This window comes from Yoonia sp. SDW83-1, from assembly GCF_046762885.1.
Lineage (GTDB): Bacteria > Pseudomonadota > Alphaproteobacteria > Rhodobacterales > Rhodobacteraceae > Yoonia.
The window spans coordinates 376,121-392,171 of sequence record NZ_JBKQXO010000001.1 but is presented as its reverse complement, the minus strand read 5'-3'; the positions used below and the strand labels follow the sequence as shown (position 1 = coordinate 392,171).

The 16,051-nt window shown below is 59.5% G+C and carries 17 protein-coding genes; 5 read left to right on the top strand and 12 right to left on the bottom strand.

Features of this window, described 5'->3' with window-relative positions:
* The first annotated feature begins 43 nt into the window (after nt 1–43).
* The 3 genes from map (at nt 44) to ACFWW4_RS02010 (ending at nt 3,162) form a co-directional block, all read left to right on the top strand.
* Entirely contained in the window at nt 44–859 is an 816-nt protein-coding gene (gene map, locus ACFWW4_RS02020; protein WP_411889328.1) for a type I methionyl aminopeptidase, read from the top strand.
* The gene (locus tag ACFWW4_RS02015; protein WP_411889327.1) at nt 856–2,034 is read left to right on the top strand and encodes an MFS transporter; all 1,179 of its coding nucleotides are present in this window, start codon (nt 856–858) and stop codon (nt 2,032–2,034) included. The genes map and ACFWW4_RS02015 overlap by 4 nt, the downstream gene beginning before the upstream one ends.
* Nucleotides 2,035–2,121: 87 nt before the next feature.
* Nucleotides 2,122–3,162 carry a TRAP transporter substrate-binding protein gene (locus tag ACFWW4_RS02010; RefSeq protein WP_411889326.1) on the top strand — a complete coding sequence of 347 codons (1,041 nt, stop codon included), beginning with the start codon at nt 2,122–2,124 and terminating at the stop codon, nt 3,160–3,162.
* A 29-nt stretch (nt 3,163–3,191) separates the two neighbouring features.
* Here the strand turns inward: ACFWW4_RS02010 and ACFWW4_RS02005 are convergent, their stop codons facing one another.
* The 4 genes from ACFWW4_RS02005 to ACFWW4_RS01990 are packed head-to-tail and all read right to left on the bottom strand — an operon-like array spanning nt 3,192 to nt 5,833.
* Nucleotides 3,192–3,404: a hypothetical protein gene (locus ACFWW4_RS02005; protein WP_393927949.1), complete on the bottom strand. Its 213-nt coding sequence runs from the start codon at nt 3,402–3,404 to the stop codon at nt 3,192–3,194.
* 26 nt (nt 3,405–3,430) lie between these two features.
* Nucleotides 3,431–4,075 carry an HAD family hydrolase gene (locus ACFWW4_RS02000; RefSeq protein WP_411889325.1) on the bottom strand — a complete coding sequence of 215 codons (645 nt, stop codon included), beginning with the start codon at nt 4,073–4,075 and terminating at the stop codon, nt 3,431–3,433.
* Nucleotides 4,065–4,622: a 16S rRNA (guanine(966)-N(2))-methyltransferase RsmD gene (gene rsmD / locus ACFWW4_RS01995; RefSeq protein WP_411889324.1), complete on the bottom strand. Its 558-nt coding sequence runs from the start codon at nt 4,620–4,622 to the stop codon at nt 4,065–4,067. The genes ACFWW4_RS02000 and rsmD overlap by 11 nt, the downstream gene beginning before the upstream one ends.
* The gene (locus tag ACFWW4_RS01990; RefSeq protein WP_411889323.1) at nt 4,619–5,833 is read right to left on the bottom strand and encodes an NAD(P)/FAD-dependent oxidoreductase; all 1,215 of its coding nucleotides are present in this window, start codon (nt 5,831–5,833) and stop codon (nt 4,619–4,621) included. The genes rsmD and ACFWW4_RS01990 overlap by 4 nt, the downstream gene beginning before the upstream one ends.
* Nucleotides 5,834–5,923: 90 nt before the next feature.
* On the opposite strand from ACFWW4_RS01990, the gene ACFWW4_RS01985 reads away from it, so the two are divergent.
* On the top strand, nt 5,924–6,415 hold the full coding sequence (locus ACFWW4_RS01985; RefSeq protein ID WP_393927945.1) for a peroxiredoxin: 492 nt from the start codon (nt 5,924–5,926) through the stop codon (nt 6,413–6,415).
* Between the two features lie 36 nt (nt 6,416–6,451).
* Here the strand turns inward: ACFWW4_RS01985 and ACFWW4_RS01980 are convergent, their stop codons facing one another.
* Genes ACFWW4_RS01980 through ACFWW4_RS01950 form a run of 7 tightly spaced genes read right to left on the bottom strand, consistent with a single transcriptional unit; the run spans nt 6,452 to nt 13,131 of the window.
* Nucleotides 6,452–7,297 carry a mechanosensitive ion channel family protein gene (locus ACFWW4_RS01980; RefSeq protein WP_411889322.1) on the bottom strand — a complete coding sequence of 282 codons (846 nt, stop codon included), beginning with the start codon at nt 7,295–7,297 and terminating at the stop codon, nt 6,452–6,454.
* A gap of 1 nt (nt 7,298) precedes the next feature.
* Entirely contained in the window at nt 7,299–7,598 is a 300-nt protein-coding gene (locus ACFWW4_RS01975; protein ID WP_411889321.1) for a 4a-hydroxytetrahydrobiopterin dehydratase, read from the bottom strand.
* Nucleotides 7,595–8,779 (bottom strand): GNAT family N-acetyltransferase, encoded by a 1,185-nt coding sequence (locus ACFWW4_RS01970; protein ID WP_411889320.1) that lies wholly within the window; start codon nt 8,777–8,779, stop codon nt 7,595–7,597. Before ACFWW4_RS01970 ends, ACFWW4_RS01975 begins: the two co-directional genes overlap by 4 nt.
* 31 nt (nt 8,780–8,810) lie before the next feature.
* The gene (locus ACFWW4_RS01965) at nt 8,811–9,563 is read right to left on the bottom strand and encodes a glycerophosphodiester phosphodiesterase family protein (RefSeq protein WP_411889319.1); all 753 of its coding nucleotides are present in this window, start codon (nt 9,561–9,563) and stop codon (nt 8,811–8,813) included.
* Nucleotides 9,560–10,030, bottom strand: coding sequence for a RidA family protein (locus ACFWW4_RS01960; protein ID WP_411889318.1), 471 nt, complete (start codon nt 10,028–10,030; stop codon nt 9,560–9,562). Before ACFWW4_RS01960 ends, ACFWW4_RS01965 begins: the two co-directional genes overlap by 4 nt.
* A gap of 51 nt (nt 10,031–10,081) precedes the next feature.
* Nucleotides 10,082–11,395, bottom strand: a complete 1,314-nt coding sequence (locus ACFWW4_RS01955) for an HlyD family type I secretion periplasmic adaptor subunit (protein ID WP_411889317.1) — start codon at nt 11,393–11,395, stop codon at nt 10,082–10,084.
* Entirely contained in the window at nt 11,392–13,131 is a 1,740-nt protein-coding gene (locus ACFWW4_RS01950; protein WP_393927938.1) for a type I secretion system permease/ATPase, read from the bottom strand. Before ACFWW4_RS01950 ends, ACFWW4_RS01955 begins: the two co-directional genes overlap by 4 nt.
* A gap of 158 nt (nt 13,132–13,289) precedes the next feature.
* On the opposite strand from ACFWW4_RS01950, the gene ACFWW4_RS01945 reads away from it, so the two are divergent.
* Entirely contained in the window at nt 13,290–13,658 is a 369-nt protein-coding gene (locus tag ACFWW4_RS01945; RefSeq protein WP_411889316.1) for a hypothetical protein, read from the top strand.
* A gap of 8 nt (nt 13,659–13,666) precedes the next feature.
* Here the strand turns inward: ACFWW4_RS01945 and ACFWW4_RS01940 are convergent, their stop codons facing one another.
* Complete coding sequence (locus ACFWW4_RS01940) at nt 13,667–15,820, bottom strand: transglycosylase domain-containing protein (RefSeq protein WP_411889406.1); 2,154 nt, start codon at nt 15,818–15,820, stop codon at nt 13,667–13,669.
* Between the last annotated feature and the right edge of the window lie 231 nt (nt 15,821–16,051).

Below are 16,051 nucleotides of genomic sequence, written 5' to 3'. Positions count from 1 at the left end.
ATTGGCCTATGTGCGTTTGCAACACCGACAAAGGAAGACACACGTGCAGACCAATAACGGCCGGATTACCAAGGATGGCATCCGTATTTACGAGGCTGGCGATTTTGCGGGGATGCATGCCGCCGGAGCGCTGGCCGCACAGATTCTCGATGACATCGCCGACCATGTGTTTCCGGGCCAGACCACGGCAGAGATTGACCGCCTGATCACCCAGATGGTCGAGGATGCCGGGGCAACCTCGGCCACAATCGGCTACAAAGGCTATCAGCATGCCAGCTGCATTTCGGTCAACCATGTCGTCTGCCACGGCATTCCGGGTGACAAGAAGCTGAAGGATGGGGATATCCTGAACATTGACGTGACAGTCATCGTTGACGGCTGGTTCGGCGATACCAGCCGCATGTATGTGGCTGGCAATCTGTCACGCAAGGCGGAACGGCTGATCCAGGTGACCCACGATTCCCTGATGAAAGGGATCGAGGCGGCGAAGCCCGGCAACACGTTTGGCGATATCGGCCATGCCATTCAGGTCTATGCCGAAAGCAATCGCATGTCGGTTGTCCGAGATTTCTGTGGTCACGGGCTGGGCCGCGTGTTTCATGCGCCGCCGAACGTGGTGCATTACGGTCGGCCGGGCACCGGTCCGACGCTGGAAGAAGGCATGTTCTTTACCATTGAGCCGATGATCAATCTGGGCCGGGCCGATACCAAGGTGCTGGCCGATGACTGGACCGCGGTGACCCGCGACAAATCCTTGTCAGCACAGTTCGAACATTCCATCGGGATCACGGCGGATGGCTGCGAGATTTTCACGCTGTCCCCCGGCAACCGATATCATCCCACCTGGATCACCGGGTGACGCCGAACCGGACACTGATCCCGGTTCTGAGTGCGGCGAATTTCGTCATCGGCATGGGGGCCTTTGTCCTGATCGGGATGCTGACCCCGCTGGGCGAAGGGTTGGGGATCACACCGGCCCGCACCGGCTGGATCATGACCACCTATGCATTGGCCTATGCCGTACTCTCGCCCTTGCTGGTATCGCTGACCGGGCAGATCGGGCGGCGGCGCGTGCTCGCCTTTGCGCTGGGCACGTTTGCGGCAGCAAACCTTCTGTCCGCGCTTGCCATAAACGAAGCAATGCTGCACGGCGCGCGTATTCTGGCCGCTGCAGGTGCCGGTGTCATGACACCGGTCACCGCTGCCGTGGCCGCCGGACTGAGCGCGGAGGAAGAGCGGGGCAAGGCCCTGGCTGCTGTCTTTTTCGGGCTGACGCTGGCACAGGTGCTGGGCGTACCGGTGGGTAGCTGGATCGCCTACACATTCGGCTGGCGGGTCGCCTTTGGCGTTGTGGTCATGCTGGCCATTCCGGTGATCATCATGGTCTGGCGGGTCGTGCCTGCCGGGCTGGCCTTTCAGGTGGTCACCTTGCGCGATCTGGGCCGTACCTTGGGCGAGGCGCGGACCATGCTCGCCGTCATGTTCACGACCACTTTTTTGACGGGCATCTATGTCGTCTACACCTATCTGGCGCCATTGCTGGAAGACACGATGGGGTACGGGCGCGATGGCATCACCATGGTTCTGGTCGTTTTTGGGCTGGGGGCCGTTGGGGGCAATCTGCTGGGCGGGCGGATGACCGACCGGATCGGTCCGTTCCGCACCCTTATCTGCCTGTCGATCATTCAGTTTGTCACGATGCCGCTTTTGTCGCTGCTGCCCTTGCCCGACGTTTGGGTTTTTGTGATCTGCGGGCTCTGGTCGGTGTTTGGTTGGTCCTTCATGGCCGCCCAACAAGTCAGGATCATCAGCATCGCCCCCGAAAGTGCCGCCATCGTGCTGGCCCTGAATGCCGCCGCTATCTATATCGGCGCGGCCATCGGTTCGGCCATCGGCAGCGCGGTGATCAGCGGATACGGCGTGACGGGGCTGGGTGTTGCAGGCGGGTTTGTCGCCCTTTTGGCGGTGATCCACATCTCAGTTTCAGAGGTCTGGAACCGGCAAGGGGGAAAAACAGGCCTAAATTCACCCTAAGTTCTTTGCTTGTATCCTGCGGCGGCACCGCTTACCTACCCGGTGTCGCTAGCGGTGACACCCCTTCCTAAAATCACTGATGAAAGGATGCATGACATGCACCTGACAAAGTATGCAGCCATTGCTGCCGCCTTCACCCTGACCGCGACCCCTGCTCTGGCCCAAGAGGTGACCCTGCGCTTTCAGCACTTCGTATCGCCGGCCAGCGCGAACCCGACCTATTTCATGCAGCCATGGGCTGACGCCATCGAAGAACAGTCGAACGGGCGCATCAAGGTCGAACTTTACCCCTTCATGCAGCTTGGTGGGGCCGCCCCCAACCAGTATGACCTGATCCGCGATGGCGCGATTGATGGCGGCTGGGTGATCCCCGGCTATCAGCCCAATCGCTTCCCCGAAGCCGAGGCGCTGGAACTGCCCTTCATGACCACCAAATCGGCCGAGGAAGCCTCTGCCGCTGCGTGGGAATTTACCCAAGACTACCTCATGGATGACTTCAAGGATGTGCATGTCATCGCCGCGCACATGCATGGGCCCGGCATCGTGCACAAACGTGGTGACGCGGTTGATACAGTGGATGATTTCGCTGGTCTGAAACTGCGTGGTCCATCGCGCCCGGCGACCCTGCTGCTAGAGGAATTGGGCGCCACGCCAATCGGAATGCCAGTGCCGCAATTCCCCGAAGCCTTGTCAAAAGGCGTGGTCGATGGCGGCGTCATCACCTGGGAGATGTCACCATCGCTCAAGCTGAACGAGTTGACCGACAGCCACACGGATGTGGCAGGCGACCGGGCGCTTTATAACCTCTATTTCATCTGGGCGATGAACAAGGATGTGTATGACGCCATGCCCGACGACCTGCGCGCTGTCATCGACGCCAATTCCGGCATGATGGCCAGCATGTGGGCAGGCCGGGCGCATGACACCGGCGATATCGTGGGTCGTGATGTGATGGCCGCCGACGGTAACCAGATTGCGGAAATGTCAGAGGACGAAACCGCGCGCATCAAGGCGCTGGGCGATACCGTGACCGCCAACTGGATCGTCGAGATGGATGCCAAGGGCTATGACGGTGCCGCACTTGTTGATGCCGCACAGGTGGCGGTGCGGAACAATACTGGTGACTAAGGCGTTTACATAGCGTGAGTGGTTGCCGATTATCGCGTCCGGTCCTTTGGATCGGGCGTTTTTTCGTCGGTCCCGTCCAGCCTGCGCCAGATGAGGCTAAGCAGTGTTTCCCCCGCCAATGGGCTGACGCAGTCGGAAATCAGAACAGGCGCGCCAAATGGTACTGGCGCAGGCAGCGGCAGGCTTGCCGTCTTTTGCCTGCGCACCGTTGGTATAACGCTGAAATCGGTCGCGTCGGTCATAAGGTCAGCCTAGCGGCGGCACGCGATCAGCGCAAATCAAGCGCCAGTGCGATCTGATCAAAATTTGTCACAGGCACTGCTCCGGTCCCGTTCACCCGATCCGGATTGCCGTCAGCCACGTAGCCGAAACAGCGAATGCCAGCGGCCTTGGCCGCGTTGAACCCGGCAGGCATGTCATCAATCATCACCGTTTCGTCCGGGGTCACACCGGCATCTGCCATGATCCGCAGCAGCATATCCGGTTTCGGCTTGGGGCCGTGATCATGCCCGGTATAAATCCGTCCGGCAAACCGGTCCCACAGCCCGCTGGGGGTCAGGCTGATCTTCATCTTGGCCACGGGGCCGTTGGATGCGATGGCCCGGCCAATCCCCGCCCCGTCCAGCACGTCAATCAGATCGAACACGCCGTCAATCACCGGCACATCCTGACGCAGTGCATCAAAGACGGCGGCGTAGAGATCATCCAGCCAGTTATCTGGCAGGGTTGCGCCGCGCCTCATCGCCTCCTCACCCACAGCCTGGATCGTGCCACCACGAAACAGGCCGGGTATTTCACTCGGCGCCAAGGGCAGGCCGTATTCTGTCAGCTTTTTCGACAAAACCACATCCGTCAAAGGCTCGGTATCGACCAGCACGCCGTCGCAATCGAAAATCACCAGCTTAGTCGCCATGGCGCATCACCGTGATCCAAGTGTCACCATAGCGGCGCTGGTCCAGTTGCGTAAAACCGGGTGGCGCAATCTGGGGCTGGCTTTCCTCCCAGACGATCAAGGCACCTTCAGCGACCCAACCGCCATCGATTGCAGCGATCAGAGCCTTGCCGCCCAGATTCTGCCCATAAGGCGGATCAAGAAAGACTAAATCGCACTGCTGACCCTTTGGCAGCTTTGTCGCCTCTGCCCCGACCAGTGTTGTATCCGCCTGCCTGCGCAGCTTGACGATATTATTGCGGATCAACTTTTGCGCCACGCGCCCACTGTCGACAAAGGTCACATGAGCCGCACCGCGCGACAGCGCCTCCAACCCCAGCGCGCCGGTGCCTGCAAAGAGATCAAGCACGCGGGCATCCGTGATTGGGTCACCAAAGCGACCTCCTTGCAGGACATTGAACAGACTCTCGCGCACTCGGTCGGATGTGGGGCGCAGATGCGCGCCGGCATCACCCTTGCCCACGGTCGCCAGCGCCGTGCCGCGATGGGTGCCGCCGATGATCCTCACGGGTTTAGCAGAACTTTCATATCCGTCGCCGGGTCGGTGATGACGGCAGGATCGGGGCTGCGTCCTGCCTCGATCAGGCGCTTGCCGATCATGTAGTTGCGCGGGTCGTTCATGGCGTCCACGGCGAGCAGTTCAGGCCCCTTGTAGTACCAGTTGGACTGCACGCCGGGGGTATCACCCTTGCGTACATAAACATCCGTGTAGCCCCTGTTCAGCCCGGCGATCTGCAGCTTGCAGTTATACTGATCCGACCAGAACCACGGTTTGGGCGTATAGGGCATGTCGCGGCCCATGATGTTCAACGCCACCGCCTCTGCCTGATCAATGGCATTGCCGACGCTTTCCAGCCGAATACGCTCCTCATGAAACAGGCAAGAGGCACAGTCACCGGCGGCCCAGATATGCGGATCAGAGGTGCGGCCATAGGCATCGGTCGTAATCCCGTTATCCGCCTCCAACCCCGCACTGTCGGCCAGGATCGTCGCAGGTGTGATACCAACACCGACCACGGCGAAATCAAGCTGCAAGATGCTGCCATCGGTCAGCACTGCACCAGAGACATGATCATCGCCTAGCAACCGGTCCAGCCCCACACCTTCGCGAATGTCGACACCATGGGATTGGTGCAGCGCCCGGAAATAGTCGGATGTCTCGGGGGCGGCCACGCGCTGCAGAATGCGGTCGGCTGCCTCGACCAGCGTGACCTTCAATCCCAGCTTGGATGCAACCGCCGCAGCTTCCAGTCCGATATAGCCGCCACCGATGATCAGCACGCGCCTGTCCGGCTGAAAGGCAGGCGCCATGGCATCGGCATCCGCCAGATCACGGACCAGATACAGCCCATCCAGCATCCCCCCGACCTCTGCAGGCAAGGTGCGCGGATATGCGCCGACGGTCAGCACAAGTTCGTCATAATGCAAGCGCTCATCGCCCGTCAGGGTCACCACCTTTGCGGGGCGGTCGATGCCCACGACGCGCGTGTCCAGACGCAGTGTGATGTTGTTGTCGTCGTAGAATTCAACGGGGCGCAGATACAGGCGCTCTTCGGCCATTTCCCCAAGTAAATAAGCCTTTGAGAGCGGCGGGCGCTGATAGGGGGGCACCGTTTCAGCGCCGATCAGGGTAATGTCACCATCAAATCCTTCGGCCCGTAATTTCACAACGAGCGAGGCGCCAGCCTGGCCGCCGCCAACCACAACCACATGTGTCACGGGAAATCGCCCCTCTTCGCTGGCCCCTTGTTCAGCAGGACTCTATATGGGAAGCGTCGGAAGACACAATTACGAACAGGGGCTAATGAGATGACAATCAAAGTGGGTGACACGCTGCCGGACGCAACATTGCTGGTGATGAGCGACGATGGACCAAAACAGGTGCCGCTGGCCGACAAGGTCAAGGATCGCAAGGTGGTGATTTTCGGGCTACCGGGGGCCTATACCGGTACATGTTCCACAGCCCATGTGCCCAGCTTCATGATCACACATGACGATTTCAAGGCCAAGGGCGTGGACGAGATCATCTGCGTGGCCGTGAATGATCCGTTTGTGATGAAGGCCTGGGGCGACAGCACAAAAGCCAATGACGTCGGCATCACCATGCTGGCTGACGCCGAAAGCAGCTTCACCACCGCCATCGGCATGAACTTCAGCGCGCCGCCGGTCGGTTTTGTGAACAGGTCCAAGCGGTATTCGATGCTGGTCGAAAACGGTGAGGTCAAAATCCTGAACGCCGAAAGTAACCCCGGCGAATGCGAAATTTCTGCGGGCGAGACGCTGTTGGAACAAATGGACTAACTGTGAAGCGGGCGGCCAACAGGCCGCCCTTTCTTCTTATTCCGATACGTTGACAATGGTCCGTGTCGGGAAGGGGATGTTGATTTCGGCTGCATCCAACGCTTCTTTCACCTTCCGCTTCATATCCGCCTGATAAGCGAAGTAATCGCCGCTGGCGCACCAGACCCGCACCAGAAAATCGACCGAACTGCTGCCTAGATTGTTGACCTGGATAAACGGCTCCGGATCGCACATGGACCGGGGGTCAGCCATGATTGTCTCGCGGATCACGTCTTCGGCCTGTTTCAGGTTTACGCCATAACCGACGCCAAAGGTCCATTCGGCCCGGCGGGTCGGGTAGACGGAATAATTGGAAATCGTGTTCCCCCAGACTTCGGAATTGGGGATGATGATCTGCACATTCCCGATGGACGCCAGTTCAGTGTAGTTCAAGGTGATATCCTTGACCGTCCCCATCTGGCCGTTGACCTCGACGAAATCACTGATCTTGATTGGGCGGAAGAACACGATCATCACGCCTGCTGCCACATTGGAAAGCGTGCCCTGCAAGGCCAGACCAATGGCCAGACCAGCCGCACCGATGACGGCAATGACAGATGTGGTTTGCACCCCGAATGTGTTCAGCACGAACAGGAACGCAAAGCCGACCACCACGTAACGGACGACATTGCCCAGGAAATTGAACAGCGTCACATCAAGATGGCTGTACTGTTCGCCTAGCCGGACCAATCGTTTGCGCACCCAGCCGCCAATGATAAAGCCGACGATCAAGATCAGGATCGCGGCAATTACACTGCCAAAGATCGACGCCAAAAACTCAAGCGTCAGTAAATCCGCGATGGTCCGACCATCCCAGATTTCGGTATTCAGTAACTCTTCCAACTTATTCTCCTGCGAGCGCGTCCAGTTTTGCGCCCAGTTTTGCATCCAGCGCCGACAGACCATCGGCGTCGTGGGTGGTCAAGGTCACCTCGACCGTCTTGTAAACATTCGACCACTCTGGATGATGGTTCCACTTTTCGGCCCATATGGCGGCCTTTGTCATGAACCCGAATGCCTCGACAAAGTTCCGAAACACAAATGTCTTGTGGATCGCATCACGCCCACTGACCAGTTCCCAGCCATTGTTAAGCAGGGGTTTGATCTGTTCGTCCCGTTCAGCCTCGGTCAGTTTGTCGGTCATTGGTGGTCCTCCTGATGGGATTTGCGGAAAGGGCCGTAGCTGGTCAGCACCTCGATCTCGTGATCCACCGCATTGCGTTCGGCGTCAAGATAGCGGGCGACGGCATCGCGGAACCCTGGATCGCCAAACCAATGCAATGAATGGGTGGGGGTGGGCAGATAGCCACGGGCGAGCTTGTGTTCGCCCTGCGCGCCCGCTTCCACCCTACCCAGCCGATGCCGGATGGCAAAGTCTATGGCCCGGTAATAGCACAGTTCAAAATGCAGGCAGGCGTGGTGTTCGGTGCAGCCCCAATAGCGGCCGAACAGCGTATCGCGCCCAATGAAATTGAGAGCGCCCGCAATGGGTCGCCCATCCCGGATCGCCAGCACCATCAGGATGTCATCGCGCATGGTTTCGTGGGCGAAGTGAAAGAAGTTGCGCGTCAGGTACGGCGTACCCCATTTCCGGTTCCCGGTGTCCTGATAGAACTGCCAGAACGCATCCCAGTGTTCCGGTTGGATCGCGTCACCGGTCAATTCCAAAATCTCACCGCCAAAGTCATTCGCCTGCTGGCGTTCCTTGCGGATGTTCTTGCGCTTGCGGCTGGAAAGGGATGACAGAAAGTCATCAAATGTCCCATAGCCATCATTGACCCAGTGAAACTGCTGACCGACCCGATGCAGCAATCCCATTTCAGCGCCAGCAATCGCTTCAGCCTCGGTGCAGAAGGTGGCATGGACCGATGACAACTCGTTATCCGCAGCGATTTGAATCGCCCCCTGAATGAGGGCGGACATGCCCGCCGCCTCATACCCCGGACGGGTCAGAAATCGGCGGCCTGTGGCCGGTGTGAACGGCACAGCGATCTGCAGCTTGGGGTAATAGCGTCCACCCGCACTCTCATATGCATGGGCCCAGTTATGGTCGAAAATGTACTCGCCCTGGCTGTGCCCCTTGGCATAAAGCGGGGCGACAGCAGCAATCTGTCCGTCGATCCTGGCCGTCAGATAGCGGGGCTGCCAGCCTGTGCCGGCGCCGACCGATCCGCTGTCTTCCAAGGCTTTGAGAAAACGGTGGGTCGTGAACGGGTCATCGGGCCGCCCATCCGTCGCCTCCGGGCAGGCGCAGGCGTCCCAATCGACGGGGTCGATCCCGTTGATGCTGCCGTGGGCTGCAATTTCGATGGGTGTGTCATCCATGGGGGTTTACTTGGGGGGCTGTGGGCCGCCGTCAAGCCAGATAGCCCTCAAAGGTGACATTATCCACGATCCGCCGCGCTTCTGCCTCGGCGGCGGCGCTACGGATCGTCCAGCAAAGGATCGCGGCCCCCTGATGTTTGAGCTCCGCGACACGAGGCCGGTCCAGATCGCCCGCTTCGTGGCTAATGAAACAGGCCCCCACGCGGTCATAATCCGGGATGTCGCGCAACCTGTCCCGGATTTGATCCGGGACCTCTGGCCAGAACTGCGCCTGATAGCTTGAGGTGACAAGGCCGCGCGGAATATCCGGTGCCAGTTCGGCCAGTTTGGTGACACTGTGCGGATTGAACGACATCAGGGCGACATCGCCAGCATATGGCTTCAGCGCATCCGCCGTTGCCTGCTCCAGAGGCCCGATATCCGGCCCCATCCCGCCATCCTGATCCTTGATCTCGATCAGTAAGGGCACACGACCGTCGACCAGCGCCAGCACGTCCTCTAGCGAAGGGATCGTGCCGCCGTCATCGGTCAGCTCGATCGCCTCTAATCCCGCGCGGGTATGGGCGCGCACTGCGCCGTCCTGTGCGGTCAACCGATCCAGCACATCATCGTGAAACACCATCGCATGACCATCGGCGGTCAGTTGCACGTCCATCTCGATGCCATACCCAGCCTCAATGGCCGCCTTGATTGATTTCATGCTGTTTTCGACCCGGCCTGCCTTGCGGTCATGCAAGGCGCGGTGGGCAATAGGGCGATCAAAGAATGCGGCAGGTAGGCTCATTTGATCTGAAAGATTGCTTCGATCTCGACCGCGACGCCCAGCGGCAGACTTGCGGCGCTGACCGCAGCGCGAGCATGGCGGCCTTTGTCGCCCAATGCAGCCACAAAGAAATCAGAGGCGCCGTTGATCACCTTGGGCTGATCAACAAAGTCCGGGGTGGAGTTCACGAAACCGGTCAACTTGACCACACGCACCAGCCGATCAATATCGCCATCGCAGGCCCCTTTGAGCTGCGTCAGCAGGGAGATGGCGCAGAGCTTTGCCGCCTCGGCCCCTTGTTCCAGCGTAAAATCAGCACCAACGACTCCTTTCACCGGGCCGTTTTCGTCCTGCGAGATCTGGCCTGACACATAAACCAGACCGCCCACGGTGACGAAAGGCAGGTAGTTGCCAGCAGCCTTGGGTGCGGCACCCATATCCGGCAAGGTCACGCCAAGTTCCGCCAGTTTGCTTTCAATCGCGCTCATAGCATCCTCCATTGTTGCCCGGACGCTAGCGGGCAACGCAGACAGGTGCAATCAGGACTCGCGGAAGGCCTTGGCGAAATAATCGGCCAACGGTTTGAGGAGATACTGCATCGGGCTTCGTTCGGCGGTCCGCACAAAGGCCTCCACCGGCATACCGGGGATCAGGGTCATGTCCGACGGCAGTTTATCTATCTCGCCGTCGTTCAATTGCACCTCGGCCCGGTAGTAGGACAGACCAGAATTCTCATTCTGAAAGGCGTCAGCCGAGATCAGGGTGACTTCGCCTTTCAGCTCGGGCGTGCGACGTTGATCAAATGCGGAAAAACGCAAGGTGACCTCCTGACCCAGATGGATCTGGTCGATATCGATGACCTGCACCTCTGTGGCAATCACCAGCGGGCGGTCCTGCGGGATCAGGAACAGGACCGGGTCTGCAGGCCGGATCACCGATTGTTCGGCAAAGACCTGCAAGCCATAGACGATACCCGAAACGGGTGCGCGAATATCCAGACGATCCAACTGGCGACGCAGTGTGCGGCGGCGTTCCGACAGTTCCAGCTCGTTGAATTGCAGGTCGCGCAGACGGGTGATCGCCTCTTCCCTCCGGCTGGTGGATAATCCAAGGATCTGGATCTCAATCTCGGTCATGCGTTCGGCGGCCTGTGCGGCTTGCGCTGTCAACTCACCCACACGGCCCAACAGATCGGCCTCTTCGCGTTGCAGGGCCAAAACCCGGCTAGCCTGGGCTAAACCCCTATCCAGCAGGCTTTGCTGGTCGGTCAGTTCCCGTGCAATCAAATCACGCTGGGTCGATAGTGCGGTCTGTTGCGCCTCGATCCCATTCAGCTGGCTGGCGATCTGCGCCCGCTGCTGGGTTAATTGCTCGACCGCCCGTTTGCTCGACTCCAGCCGTGCCTCAAACAGACGGATCTGGCCATTGATCAGTGTTTCTGCATCGGCGTTGTCAGCCTCCAGCAAAACAGCATCAAAGACGGGGCGGTCCAGATTGTCCCGCTCTGCCTCAAGACGGCCGCGGCGCGCCAGAATTTCAAACAACTGGCCTTCGACGACGGCCAGTTCCGATTGCAGGACTGACGGATCAAGCCGGATCAACAGAGCGCCGGCCTCGACGGTATCGCCCTCATCCACCAGAATTTCCTCGACCACACCGCCATCGGGGTGCTGGACAACCTGACGGTTGCGATCGACCTCTATCTGGCCCGATGTGATAACCGCCCCGGTAATCTGGGCCATGACTGACCATGTGCCAAACCCGCCGACAAGGATCACCAAAGCGATCAGACCGACGGTCATATGACGCTTGGCCGACCAGCGGGTGCTTAGCGCATCGCGTTGCTGGTTCATGACACGCCCCCGGTCTTGCCAACGCTTTTCTGGATTTCCTTATGGTTCTTGACCATTTCGGCCAGCACCTCGTCCTTGGGGCCAAAGGCGCGGCGGGCCCCGCCCTCGATGACCAGCAATGTGTCACATTCCTGAATGGCCGCCGGACGGTGGGCCATGATGAAAACGACCTTACCTTCGGATTTGAGTGTCTTTATTGCCTTGTTCAGCGCCGCCGATCCATCATTGTCGAGGTTCGAGTTCGGCTCATCCAGCACCAGCACAACCGGATCGCCATACATGGCCCGCGCCAGACCGATGCGCTGGATCTGACCACCCGACAAACGGCCCGTATTGCTGGTCACGCGTGTGTCATAGCCATCGGGCAGTTTCAGGATCATCTCGTGTGCGGCGGCCTTTTTTGCGGCTTTCACCACGGCCGCATCGTCGGGCTGCATCGACATCCGGGCAATGTTTTCCTTGATCGTGCCGTCAAACAACTGCACTCGCTGCGGCAGATAGCCGATATGCTGGCCCAGCACGTCCGGGTCGTACTGATCCAACGCGGCGCCATCGAGACGGATCTTGCCGCCAGCGGGTTGCCACACGCCGGTCAGCACGCGGGCGAGCGTCGATTTCCCGGCACCTGACGTACCGATAACACCGACAGCCATACCTGGTTTGATATCAAAGCTGATCAGACGCAGTGATGCCTGCTTTTCACCCGGTGGAACGACAGTCACCTGATCGGCAATCAGACGGGCCTTTGGCTTGGGCAATTGCGTACGCTGCTCTTCCTCGCCCACCGACCCCAACAGGATGCACAGTTTGCGCCAGCCTTCGCGGCCCTTTTGGAACACAGCCCACTGGCCCACGATCATCTCGATAGGAGCAAGTGCGCGGCCAAGCAGGATGGAACCGGCAATCATCGCACCGGGGGACAGTTCGTTCAACAGCACCAGATAGGCACCCAGACCCAGCATCGCGGATTGCAAAAACAGACGGAATGCCTTGGTCAGCGACGTGAATGTGCCAGAGGCATCAGCCGCCCCGATCGTGGCATCAAGCGACTTGCCACGGGCCAATTGCCAGCGGTCAAACGCAGCCCCGCGCATCCCCAGCGAATGGACCATCTCGCTTTCGCCGCGGATCTGCGTGCCCAATTGTTCCGAGGCAAATGACGCCGCATTTGCAGCCTCAAGCGGTTTGCGGGTGGTCAATTGGTTCAGGATCGCGACGGCAACCAGAATGGCACCGCCAACCAATGCCAGAACACCCATCGTAGGGTGAAAGATGAAAATGCCCCAGATGAAAAGGGGCGTCCAAGGCAAATCAAACAGGGCCATCAAGGCCGGCGATGTGATCAGACGCTGTGTCGCTTCCAGATCGCGCAGGCCAGTCGCGGCCTCGCGCGGGGCGCGGTTCAGCGTCGTGGCCTTCAGGACGGCACTAAAAACGCGCCGGTCCAGACGGGCCTGAAACCGGGCCCCGACCCGGCCCATCACGCGGCCACGGACAAAATCCAGAATACCCATCATGGTATAAAGAAACGCAACCAGCGCGGTCAGGAAAAAAAGCGTCTCGAACGACCGCGAGCTCAGCACCCGGTCGTAGACGCTCAGCATATAAAGCGGACCGGTCAGCATCAGCAGGTTCACGAAAAAGCTGAAGATCGCAACCATCCAGTATAAATGACGGCTTTCGCGGCGCGCCTCGATCAGTTCGGCTTCGCCCTTGGCTTTGACTTCGTCCAACATGTGCCCCAGTTCGCCTTTTCGTCGTATTCATACCCTGCGGCGGCAGGTAGCAGAAATTCAGGACAGAGTTAATGCGATTCTATGCTCTGACCTTGCGTGACGCATCCTCTAGCATGAATCGTTGATCTGGCGATAAAAATGGCCCACACAATTGGGCGATGAACCGCAAATACTATCTGACTTTGGCAGTTTTCTGCCTGCTGACGCCGGGGCAAGGGCATGCCGGGCCCTATGATGGCGTCTACAAGCAGACGGCCAATGCTGAATGTTCTTTGGTTGGTGCCGATGGCGGATCGCTCAAGATCGCTGAAAGCATCTTTTACGGGGTCGAGGTTGAGTGCCGGATGACCAATCCTGTCGACATCAACGATATGGATGCCACGATCTATACCATGGAATGTTCCGGCGAGGGGCAGACGTGGACCGAACGGGCGATCATGATGATCGACGCGCAGGACCCGGGCATCTACATGATATGGGACGGCTATGCCTTCCGCTATGATCTTTGTGAAGAGGGTGAATACTGACCCTGGCGTCAGTTGTTCACGATCAGATCCAGCACATCCAGAATATCATTATCCACGATTTGACCACCTTCGCTTTGCAGCAGGCCCGTTGCGGCGGGTTGTGGCGGGGCGATCATGGGCAGCGGTGTGGGCGATCTGTCCGCAAGGACGCGCACCATCGTTTCGTGCCAGATCGTGGCGGGCAGGCCGCCACCCGTTACACCTGACAAGGGGCGGTTGTCGTCATAGCCCATCCAGACCCCGGTGACATAATCGCCGGTGAAGCCGATGAACCAGGCATCGCGGGCGCCATTTGTGGTGCCGGACTTGCCTGCAACCTGCCAGCCATCAATGCGCGCCCGACGGCCGGTGCCTTCTTCAACCACCTTGGTCATCATCCATGTCAGTTGGCGGGCGGCATCCTCGCGGATGACCCGCTCACCAATGCCGGCGCCGGTGGCGTCCATCAGCGATGTGTCATCGCCCTGAATGCGCAGGTCTGTCAGTCCGTAAGGTGTCACCGCCGATCCACCGTTCAAAATGCCGGCAAAGGCACCTGTCATCTCGATCAATGTGCTTTCGGATACACCCAGCGCCAGTGCCGGGCCAGCGGCCAGATCACCCTCGACCCCGAACCCGTTGGCGACATTGCGCACCAGTTCGCGGCCCACATCCTCGGACACAATGATGGCCGGAATGTTGCGGCTTTCGGCCAAGGCCTGAATCAGTGTCACAGGCCCCTTGAAGGTGCGGTCGTAATTCACGGGGCACCAGTCACGGGACCCGCGTCGTTGCCAGCAGGTTGGTGCATCATCAACCATCGCATAAGGCGACATGCCCAGATCAAGCGCGGCGGCGTAGATAAACGGCTTGAAGGCCGATCCGGTCTGGCGCAGCGCTTGCGTGGCGCGGTTGAACGCCCCGGTGGCCGAGATATTGCGCCCGCCGACCATGGCACGCACGGCCCCGTCTGCAGACATCACGACAATGGCAGCCTGTGCTTCGGACCCTTCACGCACTTCGTTCTCAAAGACCGAAATCAGGGCCTCCTCTGCGGCGGCCTGAATATCCTGATCCAGCGTCGTGCGAATGATAACGTCTTCGGTGGTGTCGCGGGTAAAGAACTCAGGCCCGCTTTCCATGACCCAATCCGCAAAGAAGCCGCCTGAATCCTGCTGGGCGGATTCGGACAGCGTGGCGGGGTTGGCGATCGCGTTCATCGCCTCTTGCGTCGAAAGATAGCCCTGTTCTTCCATCAGCCCGATCACAATCGCGGCCCGGTTCTGGGCGCGTTCGAGGTTACGGGTGGGGGCGTTGGTGGATGGGGCGGTCAGCAGCCCCGCCAGCATTGCCGCCTGTGCCGGGTCCACCTCTGCCGCCGATACGCCGAAATAGCGTTGCGCAGCCGCTTCAAAGCCTCGGCTGCCTGCGCCCAGATAGGACCGGTTCAGATAAATCGTCAGGATATCTTCCTTGGAATAGGCTAGTTCCATGCCCAGGGCAAAGACAGCCTCACGGGCTTTGCGGCGCAGCGATGTGCGGCGGCAGTCGGCCTCATAATCGGCCTCTGATTCCCATTTGGTCGGATCGAACGGCACGCCCAGACACAAAAGCTTGGCGGTCTGTTGGGTAATTGTGGACCCGCCATGGCCTGACAGCGGTCCGCGCCCCTCGCGTAGATTGATCCGGATGGCCGATGCAATGCCGCGCGGCGAAATGCCAAGATGGCGGTAGAACCGCTTATCCTCGGTCGCGACAACGGCGTTGTGCAAATGGGGTGAAACAGATTCAGCCCTGACCATCCCGCCAAACTGATCGCCACGCCAGGCAAAGACCTCGCCCGTCAGATCGGTCATGGTGACGGAACCACGGGTGCGGCCATCAATCAACTCTTCCATCGCAGGCATCTGGCTTGCGAAATAAAGCGAAAAGCCACCGATAATCAGAGCGGTGACCAGCCCCAGCCGCCAGCCGATGGCCCAGATGATCCGCACTGCCCAGCGGAAGGGCAGCAGCAGCCAGCCAATGGGACCTGTGGGTTTGCTCCGCTTGGGCGCTGCCTTGCGACGTGTCGTGCGGGACGACGCGGCCTTCTTCTTTGGCGCAGGCTTCTTGCCTGTGCTGCCCGCAGGATAGCGCCGTTCGGCCACCAGAGGTGTCCGTTTTTTGCCGTTTCCACTCATATTCCGCTCGACTGACTGTTCGGTCTGATTTTGCTGCACCATAGCGGGTCTTGCGACGCGCCACCACCCGGTAAGATTCTACCAGACGAGGCACAGACAGGCCGTTTTCGGACACGGCGTAGGATCGCTGACTCAATCATCTATCTGCCCAATAAGTGGGCATTCGGCGGCATTTGTGCAAAAAATGTGCAACAGTGGCCGGTTTAAGTGACGCTGCATCGCAGCATTGCC

Bases quoted from the DNA above. Each gene is read 5' to 3' on its own strand.
- ACFWW4_RS02010 (WP_411889326.1), top strand. From the start codon at position 2,122: ATGCATGACATGCACCTGACAAAGTATGCAGCCATTGCTGCCGCCTTC.
- ACFWW4_RS02005 (WP_393927949.1), bottom strand. From the start codon at position 3,404: ATGACCGACGCGACCGATTTCAGCGTTATACCAACGGTGCGCAGGCAA.
- ACFWW4_RS02000 (WP_411889325.1), bottom strand. From the start codon at position 4,075: ATGGCGACTAAGCTGGTGATTTTCGATTGCGACGGCGTGCTGGTCGAT.
- ACFWW4_RS01985 (WP_393927945.1), top strand. From the start codon at position 5,924: ATGACAATCAAAGTGGGTGACACGCTGCCGGACGCAACATTGCTGGTG.
- ACFWW4_RS01975 (WP_411889321.1), bottom strand. From the start codon at position 7,598: ATGACCGACAAACTGACCGAGGCTGAACGGGACGAACAGATCAAACCC.
- ACFWW4_RS01970 (WP_411889320.1), bottom strand. From the start codon at position 8,779: ATGGATGACACACCCATCGAAATTGCAGCCCACGGCAGCATCAACGGG.
- ACFWW4_RS01965 (WP_411889319.1), bottom strand. From the start codon at position 9,563: ATGAGCCTACCTGCCGCATTCTTTGATCGCCCTATTGCCCACCGCGCC.
- ACFWW4_RS01960 (WP_411889318.1), bottom strand. From the start codon at position 10,030: ATGAGCGCGATTGAAAGCAAACTGGCGGAACTTGGCGTGACCTTGCCG.
- ACFWW4_RS01955 (WP_411889317.1), bottom strand. From the start codon at position 11,395: ATGAACCAGCAACGCGATGCGCTAAGCACCCGCTGGTCGGCCAAGCGT.
- ACFWW4_RS01950 (WP_393927938.1), bottom strand. From the start codon at position 13,131: ATGTTGGACGAAGTCAAAGCCAAGGGCGAAGCCGAACTGATCGAGGCG.
- ACFWW4_RS01945 (WP_411889316.1), top strand. From the start codon at position 13,290: ATGAACCGCAAATACTATCTGACTTTGGCAGTTTTCTGCCTGCTGACG.
- ACFWW4_RS01940 (WP_411889406.1), bottom strand. From the start codon at position 15,820: ATGAGTGGAAACGGCAAAAAACGGACACCTCTGGTGGCCGAACGGCGC.